At 45.5% G+C, this 25,101-nt stretch carries 19 protein-coding genes; 7 read left to right on the plus strand and 12 right to left on the minus strand.

The window, feature by feature from the left end; genetic code table 11:
* Positions 1–10 precede the first annotated feature (10 nt).
* Entirely contained in the window at positions 11–1,069 is a 1,059-nt protein-coding gene (gene glpQ, locus AC6I8U_RS05500; protein ID WP_498017938.1) for a glycerophosphodiester phosphodiesterase, read from the plus strand.
* Positions 1,070–1,161: 92 nt separating this feature from the next.
* Here the strand turns inward: glpQ and AC6I8U_RS05505 are convergent, their stop codons facing one another.
* Positions 1,162–1,905, minus strand: coding sequence for a YciK family oxidoreductase (locus tag AC6I8U_RS05505; RefSeq protein ID WP_234495570.1), 744 nt, complete (start codon positions 1,903–1,905; stop codon positions 1,162–1,164).
* Positions 1,906–1,994: 89 nt separating this feature from the next.
* On the opposite strand from AC6I8U_RS05505, the gene sohB reads away from it, so the two are divergent.
* The gene (gene sohB, locus AC6I8U_RS05510; protein ID WP_498017939.1) at positions 1,995–3,056 is read left to right on the plus strand and encodes a protease SohB; all 1,062 of its coding nucleotides are present in this window, start codon (positions 1,995–1,997) and stop codon (positions 3,054–3,056) included.
* A gap of 101 nt (positions 3,057–3,157) precedes the next feature.
* Here the strand turns inward: sohB and AC6I8U_RS05515 are convergent, their stop codons facing one another.
* Positions 3,158–3,451, minus strand: a complete 294-nt coding sequence (locus AC6I8U_RS05515; RefSeq protein WP_498017940.1) for a Fis family transcriptional regulator — start codon at positions 3,449–3,451, stop codon at positions 3,158–3,160.
* A gap of 37 nt (positions 3,452–3,488) precedes the next feature.
* The gene (locus AC6I8U_RS05520; RefSeq protein ID WP_498017941.1) at positions 3,489–4,640 is read right to left on the minus strand and encodes an aminotransferase-like domain-containing protein; all 1,152 of its coding nucleotides are present in this window, start codon (positions 4,638–4,640) and stop codon (positions 3,489–3,491) included.
* Positions 4,641–4,770: 130 nt separating this feature from the next.
* Here AC6I8U_RS05520 and AC6I8U_RS05525 point away from each other — a divergent pair, with 130 nt between their 5' ends.
* Entirely contained in the window at positions 4,771–5,640 is an 870-nt protein-coding gene (locus tag AC6I8U_RS05525) for an AraC family transcriptional regulator (protein WP_498017942.1), read from the plus strand.
* 100 nt (positions 5,641–5,740) lie between these two features.
* Here AC6I8U_RS05525 and AC6I8U_RS05530 read toward each other — a convergent pair whose 3' ends face one another.
* The 6 genes from AC6I8U_RS05530 to pflA form a co-directional block, all read right to left on the minus strand.
* A complete protein-coding gene (locus tag AC6I8U_RS05530; RefSeq protein ID WP_498017943.1) occupies positions 5,741–6,142 on the minus strand; it encodes a hypothetical protein in 402 nt (133 codons plus the stop codon).
* A 171-nt stretch (positions 6,143–6,313) separates the two neighbouring features.
* Entirely contained in the window at positions 6,314–7,846 is a 1,533-nt protein-coding gene (locus AC6I8U_RS05535) for a SpoVR family protein (protein ID WP_234495574.1), read from the minus strand.
* An 11-nt stretch (positions 7,847–7,857) separates the two neighbouring features.
* Entirely contained in the window at positions 7,858–9,129 is a 1,272-nt protein-coding gene (locus AC6I8U_RS05540; protein WP_234495575.1) for a YeaH/YhbH family protein, read from the minus strand.
* Positions 9,130–9,205: 76 nt separating this feature from the next.
* Positions 9,206–11,140, minus strand: a complete 1,935-nt coding sequence (locus tag AC6I8U_RS05545) for a PrkA family serine protein kinase (protein WP_042501888.1) — start codon at positions 11,138–11,140, stop codon at positions 9,206–9,208.
* A gap of 285 nt (positions 11,141–11,425) precedes the next feature.
* A complete protein-coding gene (locus AC6I8U_RS05550; protein WP_042471957.1) occupies positions 11,426–11,926 on the minus strand; it encodes a YfbU family protein in 501 nt (166 codons plus the stop codon).
* A 168-nt stretch (positions 11,927–12,094) separates the two neighbouring features.
* Complete coding sequence (gene pflA, locus AC6I8U_RS05555) at positions 12,095–12,835, minus strand: pyruvate formate lyase 1-activating protein (RefSeq protein ID WP_042471961.1); 741 nt, start codon at positions 12,833–12,835, stop codon at positions 12,095–12,097.
* A 272-nt stretch (positions 12,836–13,107) separates the two neighbouring features.
* Between pflA and AC6I8U_RS05560 the strand changes: the two genes are divergently transcribed.
* Both AC6I8U_RS05560 and AC6I8U_RS05565 read left to right on the plus strand, forming a co-directional pair.
* On the plus strand, positions 13,108–14,988 hold the full coding sequence (locus AC6I8U_RS05560) for a methyl-accepting chemotaxis protein (RefSeq protein WP_498017944.1): 1,881 nt from the start codon (positions 13,108–13,110) through the stop codon (positions 14,986–14,988).
* Between the two features lie 125 nt (positions 14,989–15,113).
* A protein-coding gene (locus AC6I8U_RS05565) for an IS1182 family transposase (protein ID WP_498017945.1) occupies positions 15,114–16,588 on the plus strand; the annotation gives its coding sequence in 2 pieces (ribosomal slippage) (positions 15,114–16,536 and positions 16,536–16,588; 1,476 coding nt in all).
* 69 nt (positions 16,589–16,657) lie between these two features.
* On the opposite strand, the gene AC6I8U_RS05570 is transcribed toward AC6I8U_RS05565, so the two are convergent.
* From AC6I8U_RS05570 to AC6I8U_RS05580, 3 genes are all read right to left on the minus strand, one after another.
* Positions 16,658–17,638 (minus strand): lipid A deacylase LpxR family protein, encoded by a 981-nt coding sequence (locus AC6I8U_RS05570; RefSeq protein ID WP_498017946.1) that lies wholly within the window; start codon positions 17,636–17,638, stop codon positions 16,658–16,660.
* Between the two features lie 226 nt (positions 17,639–17,864).
* On the minus strand, positions 17,865–20,141 hold the full coding sequence (gene pflB, locus AC6I8U_RS05575; RefSeq protein ID WP_498017947.1) for a formate C-acetyltransferase: 2,277 nt from the start codon (positions 20,139–20,141) through the stop codon (positions 17,865–17,867).
* A gap of 261 nt (positions 20,142–20,402) precedes the next feature.
* On the minus strand, positions 20,403–21,950 hold the full coding sequence (locus AC6I8U_RS05580; protein WP_042471969.1) for a DUF3360 family protein: 1,548 nt from the start codon (positions 21,948–21,950) through the stop codon (positions 20,403–20,405).
* A gap of 427 nt (positions 21,951–22,377) precedes the next feature.
* On the opposite strand from AC6I8U_RS05580, the gene AC6I8U_RS05585 reads away from it, so the two are divergent.
* A complete protein-coding gene (locus tag AC6I8U_RS05585; protein ID WP_498017948.1) occupies positions 22,378–23,814 on the plus strand; it encodes a hypothetical protein in 1,437 nt (478 codons plus the stop codon).
* Between the two features lie 446 nt (positions 23,815–24,260).
* Complete coding sequence (locus AC6I8U_RS05590; RefSeq protein ID WP_234495581.1) at positions 24,261–25,031, plus strand: ABC transporter ATP-binding protein; 771 nt, start codon at positions 24,261–24,263, stop codon at positions 25,029–25,031.
* Positions 25,032–25,101: the final 70 nt, after the last annotated feature.

Raw genomic sequence — 25,101 nt, forward strand, 5'->3', positions numbered from 1 at the left:
GGAAATCACGATGAAAACTTCAACGCTTATTCTTTCAGCTATCGCGTTAGCGGCATCGATGAACGCTATGGCTAAACCCTTGGTGATTGCTCATCGAGGAGCGTCAGGTTATTTGCCTGAACACACGCTGGAGGCAAAAGCTCTCGCGTATGCAATGAAGCCGGACTACATCGAGCAAGATGTGGTGATGACGAAAGACGATCGCCTAGTGGTGCTGCATGATCACTATCTTGATCGCGTCACCGATGTCGCGAGCCGTTTTCCGGACAGAGCGAGGGAGGATGGCCGCTTTTACGCGATTGATTTTACCTTAGCTGAAATTAAGACGTTGCGCGTGACAGAAGGCTTTAAGCTCGATGAGCAGGGTAACAAGGTGGCTGGGTATCCAGAACGCTTCCCAATGTGGAAATCAGATTTTACTGTGCCAACGTTGGAAGAAGAGATTGAGCTGATTCAAGGGTTAAATCAAACACTGGGTTATGACATTGGCATCTACCCAGAAATCAAGGCACCCTGGTTTCATCGCCATGAAGGGAAAGATATCTCCAAAGCCGTACTCACTGTGCTTAAGCAATACGGCTACGACACAAAAGAAGACAATATTTACCTGCAGTGCTTTGATGCCAATGAGTTACAGCGTATCAACGACCAATTACTGCCAGACATGGGGATGGACCTGAAATTAGTTCAGCTTATCGCGTATACGGATTGGAATGAAACCATGGTCTATCAAGGCGATAAGAAGCAGCCTTATCGTTATGAATGGATGTTTGAGCCCAAAGGTATGGAGCAAGTCGCTCGCTATGCCGACGGAATTGGACCTTGGAAGCCGATGCTTGTGGATTCATCCTCCACCAAGGGCAATATTAAGGTGACCCCACTGATGGCGTCCGCAAAAGCGGCGGGTTTAGCGGTACATCCTTACACGTTCAGAGCGGATAAGGGACGTATTCCTGCGTATGCTGAAGACTTTGATGACATGTTGAACATTTTCTATTATCAAGTGAAGGTCGATGGTGTATTCACGGATTTTCCGGATAAAGCCGTCGAGTTCTTGAACAATAAGTAACGATAGGCTCGGTAAACGAAAAAGCGGCGCAGGTACGATTATCTGCGCCGCTTTATTGGTTAGTGCGTCGACTATTCCGCTAAGTCAACGGATCAGCGTTTAGGTTGAGCATCAATACATTGACCATTCACTTCTGTCACGCTAGGGTCCATCAGATGCAGGTAGAGCGGGATGATGTCTTGTGGCGTCTTCAATGTATTGGCATCTTCACCCGGGTAGGCTTTCTCACGCATTCGAGTACGCGTTGCGCCAGGGTTAATCGCATTCACACGGATAGCCGTGTCGCTGAGTTCGTCGGCTAAAATTTGCATCATGCCTTCAACCGCAAACTTGGAAATCGCATAGGTGCCCCAGAATGCACGGCCTGAATGACCAACCGTCGATGATGTGAAGACAATGCGGCCAGCTTCTGCTTTCTTCAAGATAGGCAGCAGTGCTTGTGTCATCAAGAACTCCGCTTTTACGTTGATCTGCATAACATCATCAAACGTTTCTTCATCGATTTGATCGAATGGACTTAATGTACCGAGTACACCAGCATTGTGTAAAACACCATCGAGTTGACCAAACTGGTTTTCAATGGTTTCGGCCATATCAACGTAGTTTTGTTTGGTTGCACCTTTCAAATCGAGAGGGATGATGGCTGGCTGCGGGTAGCCTCGCTTCTCAATCTCGTCGTACACCAACTCTAGGTTGTTGACGTTGCGACCAAGCAAAATCACCGTCGCACCATGCTCGGCATAACTCAACGCAGCTTGGCGACCAATGCCGGCACCAGCGCCTGTAACTAAAATAACTTTACCTTGCAAAGCTTCAGGAGCGGTTGAATATTCCACGTAACACTTCCTTAGTTTTGAATAATTCTTATTGGTAATCGTGACAAGTTAGTTACAATACACCAATTCGTCGTATAGGGGATAAGACATTGGAATTTTTATTAGACTACGGATTATTTTTGGCCAAGATCGTGACAGTGGTCGTTGCGATTGTGGCGCTACTGATTGTTGCTAAATCAGTAGGTGCTCGTGCTGGTGGTGCGAAAGGTGAGTTGGAAATCACCAACTTGACTGAGCAGCGTAAACACACAGTAGAACAACTAGAGCATCATCTGCATGATGAAGCCTTTATCAAAGCGCGCGACAAAGCTGAAAAGAAAGCTGAAAAAGAGAAAGCAAAGCGGCGCGAAAAAGAAATCAAGAAGGCCGCAAAAGAGGGTGAGCTAGAGAGCAAACGTGAATCACACCTATTTGTACTGGACTTTATTGGTAGCATTGACGCAAAAGAAGTCGCGTCTCTGCGTGAAGAAGTCAGCGCGATTCTTGCTGTCGCGAAAGAGGGCGATGAGGTCCTAGTTCGACTAGAGTCGGGCGGTGGTATGGTTCACGCCTACGGACTGGCGTCATCGCAGCTTGATCGAATCAAAGCAGCTAACCTGCCTTTGACAATCGCAGTCGACAAAGTGGCGGCAAGCGGTGGCTATATGATGGCATGTATCGCAGATAAGATTGTATCAGCACCCTTTGCGGTTGTTGGCTCAATCGGCGTTATCGCTCAGCTTCCAAACTTCAATAAGCTTCTAAAGAAAAATGACATTGAATTTGAACAGCTAACCGCGGGTGAGTACAAGCGTACCCTAACCATGTTTGGTGAAAACACAGACAAGGCTCGTGACAAGTTCAAGCAAGAGCTAGAAGAGACGCACGGCCTGTTCAAAGAGTTTATCCGCGATCACCGTCCTGATCTAGACCTCGATAAAGTCGCAACGGGCGAACACTGGTTTGGTACTCAAGCGAAAGAACTGGGCTTGGTCGATGAAATCAAAGCGTCCGATGACATCGTCATTGAGGCGTGCAAAGACAAAACAGTATTGTCGATTCGTTACGTTCAGAAGAAAAAACTCACTGATAAACTTTCTGGTGTAGCAGGTGATGCGGCTGACAATGTGTTTATGAAGCTGATAAGCCGTGGTCAACGACCAATTGTTTGATTGTTTATATAGCCAATTGACAAAATAAGTGCCGCTGTGGTCTTAGGCTGAAAAACGATGAGGGATCTGATTTATGCAGATCCCTTTTTTACATCTTGCTTTTACTTGGTTTTGTAACTGATTTGCTTACTTAGGTTCTTTAGCTGCACGCCAACTTTACTAAACGCCACTTGAACAGCGGTTGAGACATGCTGCTGACCCTCTCCCATTAAAAAGTGAGCTCTATCCTGATTCGTTTCAAATACGCAGATAATTTTTAGGCTTTGTGGGAAGGAGGCGTGTTTAACGGTATGAGTCACCCAAAGAAAACCATCGTAGCTTTTTAGTGTCTCTTCACAAACGTCAGTTAACACGTCTCTAATTAAGTTCTCGATCTTCTTATCTGATTTACGCATTAAGAAAACTTCTTATTCATTGGCGAGTTTATTGGGGCTAGGAAAGTTTGTGTAATACGTCCGCTAAACGCTTCACCGCTACTCTCAACTCGTCTGGTGTCGCGTTGGTGAAGTTAAGACGCAGTGCAGCCTTTACCTCAGAGCCTTCAGGATAGAACACTGGGCTTGGTACAACGGCCACACCGTTGGCAAGTAGTGTTTTTGCAAGCTCAAACGTATCGCATTCTGGGATTTCCACCCATACAAACATCCCGCCATTAACTGGCTTTAATACACAACTTGTAGGAAGCAGTTTTTCCAGTTCTGTATACATAACATCGTAGCGAGATTTGTAAAGCTCACATATGGTGTTGATGTGGGTTTCAAAGTTGTCGTGTCTAAGCAGACCGTACAGGAGTGCCTGCATCGGTACACTTGAGTGCAGATCGGCGCCTTGTTTGATTTTGATTAATGGTTCTAGGTAGCTCGTTTTACCTGTAACCACCCCAATGCGAAGACCTGGTGACGCGATCTTAGAGAATGAGCGCAATAGGATAGAGTTCTGTGGACAGAAATCAGAAACCAAAGGCTGAGCCTCACCGGAGAAACGCAGTTCTCGGTAGGGTGCATCCTCGATGAAAGCCACGTCATATTGAATACAAAGCTCAGCAACTTTTTGACGTGTTTCGAGCGACCAGCACACCCCTGTTGGGTTATGGAAATCTGGCACCGCGTAGAACATTTTCGGCTTTTCCGTTTCGAAGCATTGCTCTAGCTCGTCAAGGTTTGGACCAAACTCGGTTTGAGAAACGGTAACGATGTTTGCTTGAACTAAGCCAAAAACCTGCATCGCGCCAAGGTAGCTTGGTGCTTCCATTACCACCTTATCACCTGGATTCACGTAAGCCCGCGCAATCAAATCCAGACCTTGCTGAGAACCGGTAGTGATCATTGCGGTGTGTGTTTCAGGGAGCTGGAAGTAATCATTGAGAAAATCTAACAGTGGTGTATAGCCTGACGTTGAGCCGTACTGGAACACTTCTGGCATGTTAGCCAAGTTCTCAAGCGTTGGCTTCATTAAGTCAATAGGGAAGGTCTTTTCGTCAGGTAAACCGCCAGCAAGTGAGATGACGTTTTTATCGCTGGCCGCAGCGAGGATCTCTCGAATGTATGATGACTTTACTTGTTGCAATGACTGTGCGATTTCCATCTGTTGTTTTTCTCTTATTTATTAACTCTGGTTTTCTTCGAAAGATATTACATGTGAATTGCCAAACCAAGTGTGTCCATTTATGCTGTTAGACATGTCCATTTATGCTATTTCGATAGAACGTTGAATTATGAGTCAACAACAGGTTTCTAGAATTAATGACGTGTTGTTCTACATACACCAAGATATTAGTCGAGAGTTATCCGCTAAAGAGCTGGCCAATGTAGCGGCATATTCTGAGCAGCATTTCCACCGTATCTTCAAGAATGTAGTGGGGGAGTCGATTCATCAATACATCCGTCGCACGCGAATGGAGTACGCAGCAAACCAGTTGATGTTCGATACTAAGTCGTCAGTTTTGGAGATTGGCAATAAGTGTGGTTTCAGTTCAGTGTCGTCGTTCAGCCGTGCCTTTAAAGCCACATTTGATATGTCGCCTGGTACTTGGCGTAAGCATGATTTGCAGGTTGCGGAAAAGCCCTACCTAAAAGATCCTGAGGTGGCAGAGGGTTACCATCGAGTCGCTGAGCTTACATTACCTAAGCCCAAAATCGTTGAAGTGCCACAACGCTATGCTGCTTACGTGCGTCATGAAGGTTATAACCGCTCTATCCGTAATGCATGGCTGGTGCTCAAGGCTTGGGCCAATTCTGAAAACCGTGACTTCTCAACCCAATACGGTTTGCATCACTCGAACCCCGCTTGGGTCGAATTGGATAAGTGCCGTTACGTAGCCTGCATCGCCATTGATAAGCCACTTAAATACCGTGGTGTTGTGAACCAAATGACCATACCTGGAGGTTTGCACGCGGTGTTTCGATTGACGGGTGTCTATGGTGAATTGCTGCCACAAATCAGTATTGTTTTAGAAAAATGGCTACCGGCTTCAGGCTTTAAACTGCGTTCGACGCCAGCGTATGTGCATTACCATCAGAACCACTTTTTAAACGATGAAGAAGCGTTTGAACTGGATTTTTATTTACCTATTAGTTTTTTCTGAAACGTGCGCACCAAGCCTCAAGTAGATTCCTGTCTGCGCAGGCGCACGGCCAGTGGAATGACGTTCGTTTGACTCGATGGTCGTGTCTCGTTGGTTTCAATTATCGAACATAATTCGCTTCAAGACTGACATACCAACGCCACAATTGACCATTCTCTCGTTCAACCCAAAGGTCGTTATGAAACTGGTAAATTCTGCCGTTCACTATGGCATGTAACGTCTGATCTCCAGTTACCGAAACCTTTGCAAACTGATCGGAAGTAACTAGAAACGGCTCTTGGTCCTCGATGCTTACCACGTCAGAAACAACAAAATACGCGAACTTACTCCCAGCATCGGGATCGGTAGAGACGATACGGTGAGCGGATATTGAGAACTCGTCGTTGAGTTCGATTTCGTTGGTTTGTGGTCCAATTCGTTCATGCGTCGGTATAAACACCCAAGCGAGAAGAGCGACAATAGCGAGTAGGGCGATGGCGAGAGCTAGCAGTATTTTTTTCATAGAAATGCTGATCAGTTAAGCGTTGGCGTCACTTATCCTTTATTCGATTCGCGCTGTCAATCAATGTCGTTAAATAATCGTGGCGAATAAAATTAAGCGGATTACTGCCTAAACAGCAATCCGCTTAAGATCAGGTGACGTCCTAAGGGGAATAAGGGGTTACCTGATTCGTTAAATACTGGAGTTATATGGCTCCCGTTTAGGGCATGTACCCAGTATTTCTCGTCGGCCAGAGTCTTTCACTTCCTCTAAGATGACATCAAAGCCCCAAAGTCGATACAGGTGCTTCAACACCTCTTCATGTCCACCGTCTAGAGGTATACGATTATGTGGAACATGCTGAAGGGTCAGTGAACGATCGCCTCTCACGTCTACGTTGTAGACCTGAATGTTTGGTTCTAAATTGCTTAGGTTATATTGAGCAGCTAATTTTTCTCGAATCTGGCGATAGCCCAACTCGTCGTGAATAGCCGAGACCTCTACAAAGTTCTTACGGTCATCATCGAGGATGGAGAAGAACTTAAACTCACGCATCAAGCGCGGAGAAAGGTATTGGCTGATAAAGCTCTCATCTTTAAAGTTATGCATTGCGAAGTGAACCGCCTCGAGCCAATCGCTGCCTGCGAGATCTGGGAACCACTCCTTATCTTCATCGGTCGGGTCTTCGCAAATTCGCTTAATGTCTTGGAACATTGCAAAGCCAAGTGCATATGGGTTTATCCCACTAAAGTAAGGGCTGTTGTAGGGTGGTTGAGCGACTACACTAGTGTGACTGTGCAAGAACTCGAGAATAAACTTATCACTCACCAAACCTTCATCATATAGATGATTCAAGATGGTGTAGTGCCAAAACGTAGCCCATCCCTCATTCATCACCTGAGTTTGTTTTTGTGGATAGAAGTATTGGCTTACCTTGCGCACGATGCGCACGATTTCACGCTGCCAAGGCTCCAGCAGAGGTGCATTTTTCTCAATGAAATAGAGAATGTTCTCTTGAGGCTCTGTCGGGAAACGTACCTTTTGCTGCTCCTCTTTTGCACGGTTCTTAGGTACGGTTTTCCAAAGCTCGTTGACTTGAGATTGTAGGTACGATTCACGCTCTTCTTGACGTGCTTTCTCTTCAGCGATTGAGATCTTCTCAGGTCGCTTATAGCGATCCACGCCATAGTTCATCAGTGCGTGGCATGAGTCTAGGATTTGCTCAACTTCTTCGACGCCATACTTCTGCTCGCAGTCAGCAATGTAGTTCTTCGCGAACAAGAGGTAGTCGATGATAGAGCTTGCATCCGTCCATGTTTGGAACAAGTAATTGCCCTTAAAGAAAGAGTTATGACCGTAACAAGCGTGCGCCATAACCAGCGCTTGCATGGTGACGGAGTTCTCTTCCATTAGGTAGGCGATACATGGGTCAGAGTTGATCACAATCTCGTACGCCAGACCCATTTGTCCATGTTTGTAGCCTTGTTCGGTTTGAATAAACTTCTTACCAAACGACCAGTGGTTATAGTTGATGGGCATACCGATACTGGAGTAGGCATCCATCATCTGTTCGGAGGTGATCACCTCGATTTGGTTTGGATAAGTGTCGAGTTTGTAATGCTGAGCAACACGCTTTATTTCGACGTGATAGCGCTCGAGCATGTCGAAGGTCCAGTCAGGACCATCAGGTAACACCTTAGATTCTGTCTTGGTCTCAGTGGTCATAGCACGTCTCCCTATGCTGTCTCTTTTTGAAACAACTCCCTAAACACAGGGAATATGTCTTCTACCGATCGGATGTTTTTCATCGCGAAATTGTCAAAATCATTCTCGAGCTTCTCGTACTCATGCCAGAGAGTCTGGTGAGTTCGGCGAGTGATCTCGATATATGAGTAGTACTGACATGCTGGTAGTAGTTTATTCACTAGCAAGTCACGGCATCGCGGTGAATCGTCGGCCCAGTTATCGCCATCAGAAGCCTGCGCAGCGTAGATATTCCACTCTCCGGTAGGGTAACGATCCTCCACTATCTCTTGCATGAGTTTTAATGCACTCGAGACAATGGTTCCGCCCGTTTCTTGAGAGTAGAAGAACTCGTGCTCATCCACTTCTTTAGCTTGAGTATGGTGTCTGATAAACACCACTTCGACGTTTTCATAGGTTCGTGTAAGGAACAAGTACAACAAGACGTAAAAGCGCTTAGCAATGTCTTTGGTTGCTTGGTCCATGGAGCCAGATACATCCATCAAACAGAACATAACGGCTTGGCTGGAAGGTACTGGACGTTTTTCGTAGTTTTTGAAGCGTAAATCAAAGGTGTCGATAAAAGGAACACTATCGATCTTCTTGCGAAGCTCTGCGATCTCCTCTTTGAGCCTGTTCTCTTCTAGAGGCTGTGCAGGCTCACTGATTTTGATTGCATCAAGCTGTTTGTTGAGCTCGTCAAGCATCTTGCGCTTGCCTGCCGTCATAGCGGTACGGCGCGCTAAAGATTGTTGAAGTGAGCGCACGATAGCAATGTTAGAGGGCATGCCCGCGGTCTGGTAACCAGCACGATGGGTTTTCCACTCTTTTATTTTGTTGATTTGGTTCTTTTTCAGATTTGGAAGCGCGAGATCTTCGAACAAAATATCCAAGTACTCGTCTTTGGATATCTGGAACACAAATTCGTCTTCACCCTCTCCATCAGGGCTAGCTTCACCTTGCCCAGCGCCGCCACCGCCGCCACCTTTTGGTGGGCGTTCGATTTTGTCGCCAGTGATGAACTGATCGTTACCAGGATGGACGCGCTCTTTTACGCCCCCTTGACCTTGATGGAAGATAGGCTCATTGAGGTCTTTGCTCGGGATCGAGACGTCTTCGCCGGTCTCGGTGTTCGTGATCGAGCGACGGTTAACGGCATCGGTCACCGACTCTTTGATTTTCTGCTTATGTCTGCGCAGAAAACGCTGCCTATTAACGGCACTTTTGTTCTTGCCGTTTAAGCGTCTATCAATAAATTGTGCCATGAGTTACTCCCTGTATTCCCCTCACCATACAGCACCCGAGCAAGCGCTCGGGGCTGCAACTAGACAGTCAGGTGTACTATGAGGATTTACGAACTCTCAAGTACCACTCAGACAGCAATCTGACTTGTTTCTCGGTGTAACCTTTCTCCATCATGCGATTGACGAAATCATCGTGTTTGCGTTGGTCTTCAGACGACGTTTTCGCATTGAACGAGATAACAGGAAGAAGCTCTTCAGTGTTCGAGAACATTTTCTTCTCGATAACGGTGCGAAGCTTCTCGTAGCTGGTCCAAACAGGGTTTGAGCCATTGTTGTTAGCACGTGCACGTAGCACGAAGTTCACAATCTCATTACGGAAGTCTTTCGGGTTGCTGATACCAGCGGTCTTCTCAATTTTTTCCAGTTCTTCATTGAGCGATGCACGGTCAAATAGCTGACCAGTCTCTGGATCACGGTACTCTTGGTCTTGGATCCAGAAATCAGCGTATGTGACATAACGGTCAAAGATGTTCTGACCGTACTCAGAGTAAGACTCTAAATACGCAGTCTGGATTTCTTTACCAATGAACTCGACGTAGCGAGGAACTAGGTAGCCTTTCAAGAACTCAAGATACTTCTCCCCAACTTCTTGAGGGAACTGCTCACGTTCAATCTGCTGTTCGATAACGTAGAACAGGTGGACCGGGTTCGCTGCCACTTCAGTTTGGTCAAAGTTGAACACACGAGATAGGATCTTGAACGCGAAACGGGTAGATAGACCAGACATGCCCTCATCGACACCCGCGTAGTCACGGTATTCTTGATAGCTCTTAGCCTTAGGATCGGTGTCTTTCAGTGTTTCACCATCATAAACGCGCATCTTCGAGAATAGCGATGAGTTTTCCGGCTCTTTCAAGCGTGAAAGAACGCTAAATTGACCGAGTAATTCCAGCGTACTTGGCGAACAAGGTGCTTTAGACAGTTCACTGTTTTCAAGAAGCTTCTGGTAGATCTTCACTTCTTCTGAAACACGCAAGCAATATGGCACCTTCACAATGTAAACACGGTCTAGGAAGGCTTCGTTGTTTTTGTTGTTTCGGAATGTCTGCCACTCTGATTCATTCGAGTGCGCGAGGATCATGCCATCAAACGGCAGTGCAGAAAGACCTTCAGTACCGTTGTAGTTACCTTCTTGAGTCGCAGTAAGTAGTGGGTGAAGGACCTTGATCGGCGCTTTAAACATCTCAACGAATTCCATCAAGCCTTGGTTAGCTCGACATAGTGCACCAGAGTAGCTGTAGGCATCTGGATCGTCTTGAGAGTAGTGTTCTAATTGACGAATATCGACTTTACCTACCAATGCAGAGATGTCTTGGTTGTTTTCATCGCCTGGTTCAGTCTTCGCGATAGCGACTTGGTCAAGAATCGATGGTCTTACTTTCACGACTTTAAATTTGGTAATGTCACCACCGAACTCATGAAGGCGTTTCGCTGCCCATGGTGACATGATTGAGCGTAGATAGCGCTTTTCGATGCCATATTCGCTCTTAAGAAGATCGCCATCTTCGTTTACGTCGAATAGACAGAACGGGTGATCGCTCACTGGACTGCGCTCACCGTTAGCGGAAAGCACATAAATAGGCATCTTCTGCATCAAAGCTTTGAGCTTTTCAGCGAGAGAAGATTTACCACCACCAACAGGACCAAGTAGATACAGGATCTGTTTGCGTTCTTCTAGTCCTTGAGCGGCGTGTTTTAGGTAAGAAACGATTTGTTCGATGGCATCTTCCATGCCGTAGAAGTCTTCGAACGTTTTGTAGCGAGAGATAATACGGTTTGAGAAAATACGACTCAAGCGCGGATCCTGTGCGGTGTCGATGACTTCCGGCTCGCCAATAGCGAGTAAAAGACGCTCGGCGGCGTTGGCATAGGCACTTTTATCGTCTTTACATAGAGCTAAGAATTCCTGGATTGATAACTCTTCATCTTTTGCGGCTTCATAACGCGTTTGATAATGATCGAAAATACTCATAGCTGATTCCCCTTAACCTGCAAAGCTGACTGTCAACACATATACAATGCGACTCCATGTCAATTTAAAGACTAGTAGGGTTTTCAGATTAATGCTTAACAATTATGCATTTATTTACAAAGTCCCTTTGTGATAGCAGGAAAAATCACCCTAGTCTCACTAATAGTACGTAAGTCCTAACTATGGGAGATGACCGTGCAATGAGAAAAAAAATCTCAAAAAAATACCCGCTCAAATTGGCGGGCATTATTCATAAAATACGACTATAGCCGTTTCAAAAACGTCTTAAGCGTTAAAAATCTGGCGGAATTCTGCACTTGATAGGTGATATTGACGTGGGCAGTTTCTCCACGTAACCAGCATGCGACGATATTTGTCTAGCATTGGAACATGGCTATTGAAGTGGTGGTCACCCTTGTCGAACTGAGGGTACAGACCTTCAGAGTCCACTAGGAAGCGAACATAGTTCACTAACTGTGCTTCAGTTGCGATATCAAAGCCCAAGAACTGTAGACGGCGTTGATCGACGTCTTTACGATCTTCTTCAGACAGCATTTTGTTTGATTCTTGCATCGCGTGATACATTTCCATGATGTCGATAACTTCACGACACTCATCTTCTACAAGGCAACCGAACTCTTTGTTCATCTCACGCATTTGTAGCTCGTAGCCACGTTCTACGATGGTCTGAAGACGCTGGTACTTCGCTGCGTTTTCTGGCGTTAGTTTCGCCATCAAGTAGTACTGGTTAGATAGGATTAGACGTTGAGCGTTTGTCATTTCCATGTTGAGAGCCTCACTAAATACTTTCTAATAAGTTTATGTATGAATACGAATTATCGACAGATTAACAGTATATGTATGACTTATAACATGATCTCAACACATATTTATGACAAAAAACGCGCCTTCTAGCGCGTTTTTTTCGTGTCAAAGCTTTACAGATTGCAAGCTCTAGTATTTCACCGTATCGGTGTATTGAAGCAAGATGCTTTGGATTTCATCCATCACTTCTTTCTTCGGTGGCTCAACGCCTTCAAGCGGATAATCAAAGCCTAGTGCTTCCCATTTGTGCGCACCAAGTTTGTGGTACGGAAGCAGTTCAACTTTCTCGATGTTATCCATATCTTTAATGAATTCACCTAACATGTGAGCCGCTTCTGGATCGTCAGTATAACCAGGGACAACAACGTAGCGAATCCAGGTTTTTTGACCGATTTTGTGCAGGTAACGTGCAAAGTCGAGAACGCGACGGTTAGAAACGCCGATGAAGTCTTGGTGGATTTCATCTTTCATGTGTTTAAGGTCAAGCATCACGAGATCGGTGGCTTCCAGCACTTCGTCAACAACGTCAGTATGCTTGCGAATGTAGCCGTTGGTATCAAGACAGGTGTGGATGCCTTCTGCTTGAGCTGCTCTAAAGAAGTCACGAACAAATTCTGGTTGAAGCATTGCTTCACCACCAGAGCAAGTCACACCACCGCCAGACGCATTCATAAAGTGGCGGTAAGATTTCGCCTCTTTGATTAGCTCATCGACATTGATTTCTTTGCCGTCATGCGTATCCCAAGTATCGCGGTTGTGGCAATACTGGCAGCGCATAAGACAGCCTTGCATAAAGACAATAAAACGAATACCCGGTCCATCGACGGTACCGCAAGATTCGAATGAGTGAATGCGACCTGTTGTTGACATATGCTCTTCTCTACTAACTTATTTTTACCCGTCATTTTATTACAAAACCACACCCTACGACAGGAAAAGTGGACTCCCATTCATAGTCTGTATCGATCAGTAAACGGCTTCTGTTGCTCATGAGGTGATAATGTTATGGCGTTGTTAATTATATTATTAGTAAGTGGTACATAGATTGCTAGTTTGCTTAGTCTAGACCAAATTTATTGGTTGTGACTGTCGCAGTTTGTTTGGTCGAGAGACCAACACGCTTGTCGCTATAAGGGGAAAACATGGAAGTTGCTTTATCACAAAAACAAAAAACCTTATTTTCGATGCTCACTCTGTGGTCAGGGTTCATCATTTTGGTGCTGTTTATCTTTAATTCACTTGCTAGCCTGAACGAGAAATTCACCAGTAGCAGCGGAATGAACAAGGCCAGTGCTCATCTAGCTTCTACTCAAGTTCTATTGATGGATACAGTCAATCGTCGCACCACACTTTCCGCTGATGGAATGGACGCGTTTGAAAACAGTATGGATGAGCTAGAAACCAGTGCTGAGCAAGATCTGGCGGTCCTGCAAAGTGCGGGTTTAATGATCGAGAGCGATTCAATCTCAACAGCACTTGAGTCATTTATCTTTAACTTGAGTCCTTGGTTAACCTTAAAATCAGAACTCGGTTTTTCTGTTAACGATGGCTTGCTAGAGCAGCTTCAAGAAAACAACGTTAAGATCGACGCCGCTATCAAAGAAACGGGCATGGTGACATTGACGTCGGACTTTCAGAAAGTCGTGACCAGCTTACAAGAGTATCTTATCGATCCGAACGAACAGAATGAGAAGGGTTTTAAGCGAGCTTTGGCAGGGTTTGTTAATGCGTCAAATTCCTATGCCATGCTTGAACTGTATGAGAAAGAAGTGAAAGCATTAGAGCTTGGTTTCGCTCGAGTCGTTGAGCTGTCTGGGACATTAGTTGGTCTTGAGAACAAGCTGGACCAGGCACAGGCCACGACGCTATCAGCATTCGACAATGCAGCGCTAGCGCTCAATCAACAAGCACAAGCCTTAAATCAAGAGGCTAGCCAAGTTTCAAGCATGACCCAAATTTCAGTGGGTATCGCTTGTGCGCTTTTGGCACTTTTTACTACCGCGATTTTCCTGACGATGAATGTCTCTTTGGCTCGTTCGCTGAAGCAGACATTGAATGCGCTAAAACAAGTTGAGAAGGGTGACTTATCGACTCGACTTCCTGTTAGCAACAACACCCGCGACGAATTTAATCAATTGAAGAAGGCGATTAACGTTAGCTGTGAAAATCTCGGTACCTTGGTAGATGGTGTTAAGGTGAACAGCCAGCAGTTGTCGAATAACTCAGGCGAACTAGATACGGGCATTAATCAATTGCGCCAGCATCAGAGCCAGGTTATTGAGCAAACACAACTGCTCGCCTCAGCCACCGAAGAGGTCAGTGTCACGACACAAGAAATCTCAGGGTCGCTGGAATATGTGGCAAGCATCAGTAAAACCTCGGCAGACTCAGCGCAAGCGGGCGGCGAGATTATCGTAGATACCATTGCCTCTTTTGAAAAAGTGGGCGCGATTCTAGAAGATGCTGCGACCCATATTGAGCAGCTAGAACAAGCATCACAGAAGATCGACTCCGTGATGGAAATCATCAACGGCATTGCCGAGCAGACCAATCTGCTGGCATTGAATGCGGCTATCGAAGCGGCAAGGGCTGGAGAGCAAGGGCGCGGCTTTGCCGTGGTTGCGGACGAAGTACGAAGCCTTGCGGTAAGAACGGTTCAGGCTGTGGAAGAGATATCTGGCACTATCGATACCATGAAGCAAGAGAGTACGCAGGTGATACAGTTTATTGCTCAGTCTGACTCGTCGATGCAATCCGGACGAGAGCAGGGAAATCAAGCGAAAGCGGCGCTCGAAGAGATCATGAACAAAGCTCAAGAGGCAAGTTCACAGACAGAGGTGATTTTTGCCTCAGTGAAAGAACTAGCCACGACCTCTCAATCAATGGCGAGCAACATGGCGCAAATCAATGAGTCTATGGGAGAGCTAGAGATAAGCAGCCAGAGCTTAAAACAAACCAGTGATGGCGTGGATAAGCGTTCGAGTGAGCTGTATCAGGAGTGTGAAAGGTTTAAAACGGCATAGCTAAGAAATATGACTAAGCGGATAGCAAAACAGGCACTCTAGAGTGCCTCAGACTGCTGACAAAGGTCTAGCTATTGAGCTAGACCTTTGATCTAATAGGAGTATCGAAATATGGATACTCTGACATGCTCCAAGAACCCTCTCCACAACAGTACGAACTCGAAATGGTGACGATGGAACAACTGGTTCCCAAAGACCATCTTGTACGCAAAATTGATTCTGCTATCGACTTTGAGTTCATTCGTGACGAAGTTGCCCACCTCTACTGCAAAGACAATGGCCGACCGCCTGTAGACCCTGTCCGCTTATTCAAAATTATCCTACTGGGCTACATCTTCGGCGTAAAAAGTGAGCGTCAACTTGTCAAAGAAATCGAAGTGAATGTCGCGTATCGTTGGTTCCTACGCATGTCTCTCACCGAAAAAGTCATCCATGCTTCGACACTCAGCCAAAACCGTATCCGCCGCTTTAATGGTACGGATGTCTTCGAACGTATCTTTATTAACATCGTCCAACAAGCCATGGCGAAAGGCTTAGTCGCTGGACAAGAGCTTTTTACTGACAGCACTCACCTCAAAGCAAACGCGAACAAAAACAAGTACACCAATAAACAAACGGCGGTTCGAGCTAGTGCCTATTTAGACATGTTAGATGAAGACGTGGTACTAGACCGAGAAAAAGAAGGAAAGAAACCGCTAAAAGAACGACCTTCTGAGCAGAAGACCAAGAATACGAAGAGCAGTACGACTGACCCAGAAAGTGGCTTCATGACCCGCGACAACAAGCCGCAAGGGTTCTTCTATCTCGACCACCGCACGGTCGATGGTCAGCATGGCATCATCGTTGATACCCACGCGACCGCGGGGAATATCAATGACTCCCAACCTTATATCCACCGCCTCGACTACACACTTGAACAGTTTAATCTCAATCCTATCGCCGTTGGCCTTGATGCCGGTTACTTCACTGCCCCTGTCGCAGAATCCCTTGAGCGCAGAGGGATACTTGGTGTGTTCGGCTATCGCCGACCATCACGAACAAAGAATGCCTTCAAGAAGAAGCACTTCATCTATAACAAAGAAAAAGACAGCTATCGTTGTCCTAACGGACAAGAACTTATTTACAAGACAACATCACGCGACGCTTATCGAGAGTATCACTCAGACCCTAAAGAATGCGTGTTCTGCCCAATGCGTGATGAATGTACTCAAAGTAAAAACATGAAGAAGGTCGTTACAAGGCATATCTATACAGAGGCCATGGATAGAGCGAACGTGATGCGAGTCTCCGCTTATGGAAAGAAGACCTACAGGCGTAGAAGTGAAACGGTAGAAAGAAGCTTCGCCGATGCAAAACAGCATCACGGTCATCGTTATACTCGCTTCCGTGGCCTAGCCAAGGTACAGATGCAGTGCTGGTTGGCGGCAACTGCTCAAAACATCAAAAAGATAGCGTTGGTGGTGAACTATCTGCGTAAACTCGGCCTAAATCGAAGTGAAATATCGCAAATCCTCGCTAATGTACGCCAACTTAAGAACACTAACGCCCCACAGGTTACTTGACAAAAAATATCGCGATCGCGACCTACGGTCGCTCATAAAAAAGAACCCCACTTTAAAAAGTGGGGTTCGTCATCAATCTGAGGCACTCTAGAGTGCCTGTTTTGCTTTTAAAAGAAGGCAAACAGTGAAATTCCACCGTTTCCGTACACGTTTCTCGGTGCTTCTTTATATTCGGCCGACTTGGTGCCAGCAAAGAGGTTGATCCCCACATAAGCGTTGTACCATGTCGCGCCTAAGACCGCTTCACCTTGAATCGGCTGAAGGGTGACATCATAAGCATCGCTTGGCTCTGGTATGCCGGGGCGATCGCCCTCAATAGTGATGTCATTAAATCGATAGCGTGCTTTAACGCCAAAGTAAGTAAACCAGCCTTGATTCGACGCGCCAATCATACCGGCTTTAAATGGGTTCTCTGTGCCGATGTTTGCTGAACCGAAGTTACCGCCTAATTCAGAGCCAAATCGAAACATCATCCCGGTAGAGATATCACTTCGAAAGTTGCCCAAGTTCGCTTCGGTGACATTAGAAACCTCCCAACCGGTGTTGCCAAACAAAGGCTTTCGTTGCAAATTGAGGTGTGTTAGGTAACCGACACTGCCAACTACTCTATCTTCTATTTGATACGCCCAGCCTTTGGGGTCGGCTGACCCGACTATGGAATGAACCAACTGCTGAGCTTTATCTGCAAAAGACCCTTCACCAGTACTTCCCAGCGTCACATTAAATCGCTGTGCCTGCTGTGGGTGCAGACTAATGTAATTTAGCTCACCGTGAAAATAGCCCGCGTAAGGACGGTCGTTGGCGATTGGGACTTCAGCTTCAATGTCGGAGGGTGTCCACATCTTGTGACCGAGTTGGAACTCAACCTTATCGAGCGAAGATGCTCCCCAGTAAGAGAGGCTCAGGGGTTTGAAAATCGTCCAAGGCGTGATGGCACCACTCGTGTAGGAGAGGAAGATTCCGTTCGTGTAGTCTTCGTCGGTACCCCAAATACCGTCATTATCCAGTGAAAAGGAGAGGGTGGAACGCTCTGAAGCGAAGGCACAACTGCTGGCGATAAGCAGAGGTATTACAAATGGGATCTTCATTTTATATCAACTCTCTTCAAATACGGCTAGTAGAGATGTTTTCAGTTAAGACGAGTGTGACACGTTTGAGAAGGGCAAGTCAGTGATCAATGAGTGATAAAGTATCTGGAATGTAGGGAAATTGTAAACATTCCTTAACCAATGAGAATCTTTTGCTCGCATTTTGTCCAGCTATAAAAAAACCTCGCCGAAGCGAGGTTTTTATCTAAATCAGTATAATTCTAGATTATAGAGATTCAGTGAACGTACGTGCGATTACGTCAGCTTGTTGCTCTGCAGTTAGAGAGTTAAAGCGAACAGCGTAACCAGATACACGGATTGTTAGCTGAGGGTATTTCTCAGGGTGCTTAACTGCGTCTTCTAGAGTTTCGCGGTTAAGAACGTTCACGTTTAGGTGTTGACCACCTTCGATGCCAGTTTCGTGGTGGAAGTAACCATCCATTAGACCAGCAAGGTTAGAACGTTGTGAATCTTCTTCTTTACCTAGTGCGTTTGGAACGATAGAGAAGGTGTAAGAGATACCATCTTTAGCGTCAGCAAACGGTAGTTTACCTACAGAAGTAAGAGAAGCTACAGCACCTTTCTCATCGCGACCGTGCATTGGGTTTGCACCTGGAGCGAATGGAGCACCTGCTTTACGACCGTCTGGTGTAGTACCAGTCTTCTTACCGTATACCACGTTTGAAGTGATAGTAAGGATAGACTGTGTTGGTACTGCATCACGGTAAGTCTTAAGCTTACGGATCTTGTTCATGAAGATAGTAACAAGTTCACAAGCCATGTCATCAACGCGAGCGTCGTTGTTACCAAATTTAGGGTAGTCGCCAGAGATGTCGAAGTCGATCGCGATGCCGTCTTCGTCACGGATTGGCTTAACTGTACCGTATTTGATTGCAGATAGAGAGTCAGCTGCAACAGATAGACCAGCGATACCACAAGCCATTGTACGACGTACGTCACGGTCATGTAGAGCCATAAGCGCTGCTTCGTAGCTGTACTTGTCGTGAGAGTAGTGGATTGCGTTTAGCGCAGTCACGTATTGCTTAGCTAGCCAATCCATGAAGCTGTCTAGACCAGCCCAAACTTTGTCGAAGTCTAGAACTTCGTCAGTCATTGCTTCAGTCTTAGGACCAACTTGGATCTTAAGCTTCTCATCTACACCGCCGTTGATAACGTAAAGTAGAGTCTTAGCTAGGTTTGCACGAGCGCCGAAGAACTGCATGTGCTTACCGATAACCATTGGAGATACACAACAAGCGATAGCGTAGTCATCGTTGTTGAAATCTGGACGCATTAGGTCATCGTTCTCGTACTGGATAGAAGAAGTATCGATAGATACCTTCGCACAGAACTTCTTGAAGCCGTCAGGTAGCTGCTCAGACCAAAGAACAGTGATGTTTGGCTCTGGAGAAGGACCCATAGTGTATAGCGTGTTTAGGAAACGGAAGTTTGTACGCGTAACAAGCGTACGACCGTCAACACCCATACCACCCATAGATTCTGTTGCCCAGATTGGGTCGCCAGAGAATAGCTCATCGTACTCAGGAGTACGTAGGAAGCGAACCATACGTAGCTTCATTACGAAGTGGTCGATCATTTCCTGAGCTTGTTCTTCAGTGATGATGCCAGCAGCGATATCACGCTCAACGTATACGTCTAGGAAAGTAGAAGTACGACCTAGAGACATAGCCGCGCCGTTTTGAGATTTAACAGCAGCTAGGTAACCGAAGTAAGTCCACTGGATTGCTTCTTGTGCAGTAGTCGCAGGACCAGAAATGTCGAAGCCGTAAGAAGCTGCCATTTCTTTCATTTGACCTAGTGCGCGGTGTTGCTCTTGAAGCTCTTCACGCAGCTGCATAGTCATTTGTAGATCGTCGCCAGCTTCTAGTTTCTCTTGAGTAGAGTGGAACTGAGCAACTTTGTCCTTCATTAGGAAGTCTACACCGTACAGTGCTACACGACGGTAGTCACCGATGATACGACCACGACCGTATGCATCTGGAAGACCAGTTAGAACACCAGACTTACGACATTTTAGGATGTCTGGAGAGTAAACATCGAAAACACCTTGGTTGTGTGTTTTACGGTACTCTGAGTAGATTTTAGAAACTTGTGGGTCAAGCGTACGGCCGTATGCTTTACAAGAACCTTCGATCATGCGCACGCCGCCGTTAGGCATGATTGCACGCTTAAGAGGCGCTTCAGTTTGTAGACCAACGATTGTTTCTAGGTCTTTGTTGATGTAGCCCGCATCATGTGAAGTGATGGTAGAGATAACAGAAGTATCGAAATCAACAGGAGCGTGAGTGCTGTTTTCCTGCTTGATACCTTCCATTACTTTAGCCCAAAGCGTGTTAGTCGCTTCAGTACCTTCAGAAACTAGGAAAGACTCGTCGCCTTCATAAGGAGTGTAGTTCTTCTGAATGAAGTCACGTACGTTTACTTCGTTTTGCCAGTCACCTGCAGCAAAACCTTCCCAAGCTTTAGCAAATTGCTCTGCCATGACATACCTACCTTTTTAGTAGAAAAAACACGTACTGTGCGTCTTATACGCATGCTCCTCGGAGGAAGAGCCAGTACCATTGAATAAAAATATCGTATAACCACTTATGGTTAGTATGGTTATAGATATTGTCATTCCTGACGTTAAAATCAAGCCTACACTAAAAATAAATTGTAAAACTTAAACTAAATCAATAAATCTTAAAAAACTGTGATAAAAATTTGGGCAGTGAATGTCACTGCCCAAATAATCAACTAAGTATTATAGGAAAGCTGGGATTCCATACTGTCCTTCAAGCATACCTACAGCGAGCATCGCTACTAGGCAGACTACGAATACGCCAACTGGGATGACAATCTTATCTACAAAAGATAGACGAGAAGCACGCTCTTTGTCACCAATTAGACCATTATTGTCTAAGAACATAGTTAGAGCCCAAGCAAGTACTGGGTTCGCTACTACTGATGCAAAGATACAGATACCTGCAGCCTGTGAATCTTTTGTCTCTTTAACCATCTGCATACCCGCTTCAAGTAGAGGAAGGAATACACCTACCAGAAGAGCAACGCGCATTACTGGTGGCCATACCGCAACATCCATTGGGAAGCCAAGAATAGCAACGATGATACATAGAGAGCCAAGTAGAATCGCACCCGCTGGGATAGGACGCTTAGCGATTGCAGCTGGGATCATATAAGTACCCCAAGAAGATGTGATGTTACCACCACCAACTGCAGTACCAACCATCTGACGTACAGAACACATAGTCATAGTGTCATCTACGTCCATCAGAACTTTTTCAGTCTTACGTGGGTAGTTCAGCTCTTGGAAGATACGGTGACCAAGGAAGTCTGGAGACCACATCGCAACCGCTAGGATGGCAAACGGTAGAGAAGCAATGAAGTGTTGAAGGTTAGGAAGACCAAGCATCCAACCTTGCTCTGTGCTGCCCCACCAGTAAACTGGGTTTAGGTTTGGAAGACCCATTTCAGTTTCGAACGTTAAGTCGAAACCAGCGCCTAGACCAAGAGCCAGAAGAAGACCCGTTACCGCACACACTGGGATAGCCAACCAACGCATGTTGATCTTCGCTAGGTAAGCATAAACCGCGATGTTGATACCAAGCACGATAAGGCCAACATAGCCCATACTGCCTGCTTCAACGTTTGCAGATTGTAGACCTACTGCCCATTCTTGAATCGAGCCGATTTGGCTCATGGTGCCAGTAAAGCCTAGGAATATTAAGAGACCGCCCGCGGTACCTTGAGAGGTGAGGTTTACCAGCTTAGAGCCACCTTTAAAGTAACTTAGCAATAAACCGAATACACCAAGAAGGATGGCAAGAGCAAGAGGGTGAGCACCTGCAAGCGCGATAGAACCGATAAGTGGGATCATCGGGCCGTGGTTACCGGCAAGGTTAGCTCTAGGGTTGATGAAACCAGATGCAAGAACACAGAATAGAAGCGCTGGGATAAGCATTTCTACACGCGCTACCTCGATAGCAAACTCTTTACCAAGGTTAACGTGATCCCAAGCAGCGGTTAGACCGTCTGCCCATGACATCATTACCGCTGAGTACATTGCGATAATGCCGATAGTACCAGCTAGAGCAGGTACCAAATCTTCTAGTTCAAAACGGAAGTCGCGACCCGGTAGGTTTAAACCATAGCGGCGCGGTTTCATGATTTGAAGTTCGTGGTCTAGGTATTCAGAGCGGCTGGCAAACTCGGATGCTGGACGGTGAAGCTCTTGATAGCTCTTAGTCTCGATATCCGAATCAGAATGCGCTTTGTTAACTGCGTCTGACATAGATTCCTCATATATATAAAAGTTAGTCGTTTGGCTTGATATACGAACTGAAGTCACCGATTGCCTCGGCTAGGAGGTGCACCTGGTTAACGTGCTAAGGATAGACAACATTCTAAAAATCGGGTGAATAATTCGTGCTATATCAATGCAGCCGAGTCTAACAAGCAACAGTAAGACCTTGATTGATCTTGATCACTTTAAGAAAAATTGTGAAAGAAAACTACAACAGTTGTTTGAAATAGCGCACTTTATTAACAATCGCCGTAACTGACTTTCAGTAATTAAAACTACATTCCAATTACATTCAGAAGATGAATCCACATTTTGAATGGGAGTCAAAAAACTTGGCTTAGAGTTTGCAACATCTTCATCAGTTGAGAGAGAGTGGCAACACTTTGCCGCCAGGACATGAATTAGGAATGTAACAATGAAAAAAGCAGTAATGTTGCCACTAGTAGCAGCAATTTCAGGTGCCATGATTGGTTGTGGTGGCGGCGGTGGTGGCGGTAGTTCTACTCCTCCTCCAACCGTTAAGTCATATACGTTCCAGTTCATTCAAATGGAAGTTGATAAAGATCCAAGTGCGATTGTGTGTCCGAATACAAGTGAACCTACAATCTTTAGACACTACGATAGCGGCAATGTTGATTACGCAAAAGTAGCGGCGGGAGCAATCGATGTTCATACATACAACGCTGACGGGAGCTTTAATAAGGATTTATCAAGTAGTTTGGATTCGAACGGTCAGTTGAAGATTACGGTCAATGACGTTGCAGATGGTGGGTATGTGACCATTATCGATAATTTAGGTTCAAGTTCGAGCCGAATCCTGCATACACTGTCAATCCAGAAAGAGCTTCTTACTAACTTATTGATCAATGTTGAATCGCTACAAGGCAACCAAGCTAGTTGCTATGTCTCGAACAAAATGGTCAACAATGAGTTGGAGAAGAAGGTGTCATTGGGCTCCCAAGACACAAGCATTTCAATAGATGAGTACTCGTATGAGACGTATGTTGAAGGGTACAACTCAAGCACGGCAACGATAAAGGCAGATATTCCAGCTACGAGCAACAGTGAACAGGTGTTGTTCACAGGTCTAAGCTCCGGAGAGGTTGTGGCGGCAACGTTGTTAAAAGCTTCGGATTTGACCGACAACGCAAGCTCAACCCCAGGTACTGTTGAATTAAACACTCTCGATAACACCTCTGATCTAGTTTGGGATATTTCAACCAGCCAGACAATCAACGATGCTTATGCATTAGCATATACAAGTTGCACTTCTTTCAAGTGGCAGGAGTTATCACAGAGTTTGTCGAGCATTAAGACTTTAGGAGAGATGAGCTTTAGTGTTTTACTAGATGGTAGTGAAGCTGGTTGGAATGTAGTCTCGAATACTCGATTAAATAGTAATCAAGTTAATACCGATATCAAACTAACCGAAGCAACGATCTCATCCGGAATTACGCCACAGGTAAATAGCTGTGCCTCTGGTTGTGTTGTTGATACGGCAAATGCGGTGTCTTCTAACTTAAATGGCTTCCAGCGTAGCTACTTTGAGGTCTCAGCAAACTCAAAGCATACGATTTACGCAAGTATTCCAGATAATAGTGAGACAGTGATTCCTGACTACAATATTCTTGATTCTTATAAGCCTACTGATGGTCTATTGCCTGAAGTTTCATTTTTCTATACTAAAGATAACGTGAATGATGACTTTGTTAAGTTCGCTATGACTAAATACAACAGCCCGGAGTCAACAGACGCCTTCGTTGATAAAGTCTCAGTAGTAGCTTTGCCTTCAGAATCACTATTAGATAAACAGAAGAACGCAAGCCTTCAGTATGAAGTTGTAGAGAAATAACCATACTTGTGTTTCTTAAAGCCCCTGATGCCATGCATGAGGGGCTTTTTTGATCTAACTATCAAAAAACTCAACTAGCTCATTCTATTCGCTAATGACCTATAAGTTGGTCTTATTCACTGATAAGTCATCTTCAACCAGAAGATCTAACTAAAATAGAGCCTGCGCTCGTAACAAAGATGCAATAAAGTGCACTAAAGAACAAAAAATCACCAATGACTAAATGTGCAGCATTCAGTAAAGTTTATTCACATTTTACAGCGATAAAAACTTCAAATTGCATAATTTGTCAGATACAATGCCTGCGTAGTCAACAAAAACAGGTTAATAGTTTGTTGCAAGTTATACTTTCTAGTGCTAGCTTGTATCGAACAAATAAAAGGTCGGAGTACCTTTTGCCTATCAAATAGGCTTAGCAGTCAATAATATACAGGGAGCACAAGCGCATGAATGATGTACCCGCGCTGGACATAAAAGAGCTGCACAAGACCTTTGGTCAAAATGAAGTTTTGAAGGGAATTTCCCTCGCTGCACACAAAGGTGATGTCATCTCAATTATTGGCTCATCTGGTTCTGGTAAAAGTACCTTTCTACGTTGTATCAATCTACTAGAAACGCCTACTGAGGGTGAAATTTGGGTCAATGGTGAATTGATCGAAATGAAGAAAAACCGTCAGGGTGAATCACTTCCTGCCAATGAAAAACAAGTTCAACGAATCCGTTCTCGTTTAGCCATGGTTTTTCAAGGATTTAATCTTTGGTCGCACATGACGGTTCTAGAGAACATCATCGAAGCACCGATCCATGTTCTTGGTGTGCCGAAGGCACAGGCTATCGAAAATGCAGAGCTTCTACTTAAGAAAGTGGGCTTGTATGAGCGTCGTGATTACTACCCAGGGCACTTGTCCGGCGGTCAGCAGCAGCGAGCTGCTATTGCGCGAGCGCTGGCGGTTGAGCCTGAAGTGATGCTGTTCGATGAACCAACGTCTGCACTCGACCCTGAGTTAGTGGGTGAAGTTCTCGGTGTTATGCAAGATCTGGCCGAAGAGGGCAGAACAATGCTAGTGGTAACCCATGAAATGGCGTTTGCTCGTGATGTTTCGAACCACGTCATGTTCTTGCACCAAGGCCGAGTAGAAGAGCAGGGCGATCCTGCAAAACTGTTCACTAACCCAGAATCAGAACGTTTACAGCAATTTATCTCATCTATCTACTAATATAGTGGGTGGCTAACTGGGGTTTCGACCTTAGAAATCTAAAAACACAACATTCAAAAAAACAAAAATT

It is taken from the genome of Vibrio sp. KUL80, assembly GCF_059725495.1.

Excerpts from the sequence above, each read along its gene's own strand:
- AC6I8U_RS05550 (WP_042471957.1), bottom strand. The coding sequence starts at position 11,926 with ATGGAAATGACAAACGCTCAACGTCTAATCCTATCTAACCAGTACTAC.
- AC6I8U_RS05580 (WP_042471969.1), bottom strand. The coding sequence starts at position 21,950 with ATGTCAGACGCAGTTAACAAAGCGCATTCTGATTCGGATATCGAGACT.
- pflA (WP_042471961.1), bottom strand. The coding sequence starts at position 12,835 with ATGTCAACAACAGGTCGCATTCACTCATTCGAATCTTGCGGTACCGTC.
- AC6I8U_RS05545 (WP_042501888.1), bottom strand. The coding sequence starts at position 11,140 with ATGAGTATTTTCGATCATTATCAAACGCGTTATGAAGCCGCAAAAGAT.
- AC6I8U_RS05515 (WP_498017940.1), bottom strand. The coding sequence starts at position 3,451 with ATGCGTAAATCAGATAAGAAGATCGAGAACTTAATTAGAGACGTGTTA.
- AC6I8U_RS05570 (WP_498017946.1), bottom strand. The coding sequence starts at position 17,638 with ATGAAGATCCCATTTGTAATACCTCTGCTTATCGCCAGCAGTTGTGCC.
- AC6I8U_RS05540 (WP_234495575.1), bottom strand. The coding sequence starts at position 9,129 with ATGGCACAATTTATTGATAGACGCTTAAACGGCAAGAACAAAAGTGCC.
- pflB (WP_498017947.1), bottom strand. The coding sequence starts at position 20,141 with ATGGCAGAGCAATTTGCTAAAGCTTGGGAAGGTTTTGCTGCAGGTGAC.
- AC6I8U_RS05560 (WP_498017944.1), top strand. The coding sequence starts at position 13,108 with ATGGAAGTTGCTTTATCACAAAAACAAAAAACCTTATTTTCGATGCTC.
- glpQ (WP_498017938.1), top strand. The coding sequence starts at position 11 with ATGAAAACTTCAACGCTTATTCTTTCAGCTATCGCGTTAGCGGCATCG.
- AC6I8U_RS05520 (WP_498017941.1), bottom strand. The coding sequence starts at position 4,640 with ATGGAAATCGCACAGTCATTGCAACAAGTAAAGTCATCATACATTCGA.
- AC6I8U_RS05525 (WP_498017942.1), top strand. The coding sequence starts at position 4,771 with ATGAGTCAACAACAGGTTTCTAGAATTAATGACGTGTTGTTCTACATA.
- AC6I8U_RS05590 (WP_234495581.1), top strand. The coding sequence starts at position 24,261 with ATGAATGATGTACCCGCGCTGGACATAAAAGAGCTGCACAAGACCTTT.
- AC6I8U_RS05530 (WP_498017943.1), bottom strand. The coding sequence starts at position 6,142 with ATGAAAAAAATACTGCTAGCTCTCGCCATCGCCCTACTCGCTATTGTC.
- AC6I8U_RS05535 (WP_234495574.1), bottom strand. The coding sequence starts at position 7,846 with ATGACCACTGAGACCAAGACAGAATCTAAGGTGTTACCTGATGGTCCT.
- AC6I8U_RS05585 (WP_498017948.1), top strand. The coding sequence starts at position 22,378 with ATGAAAAAAGCAGTAATGTTGCCACTAGTAGCAGCAATTTCAGGTGCC.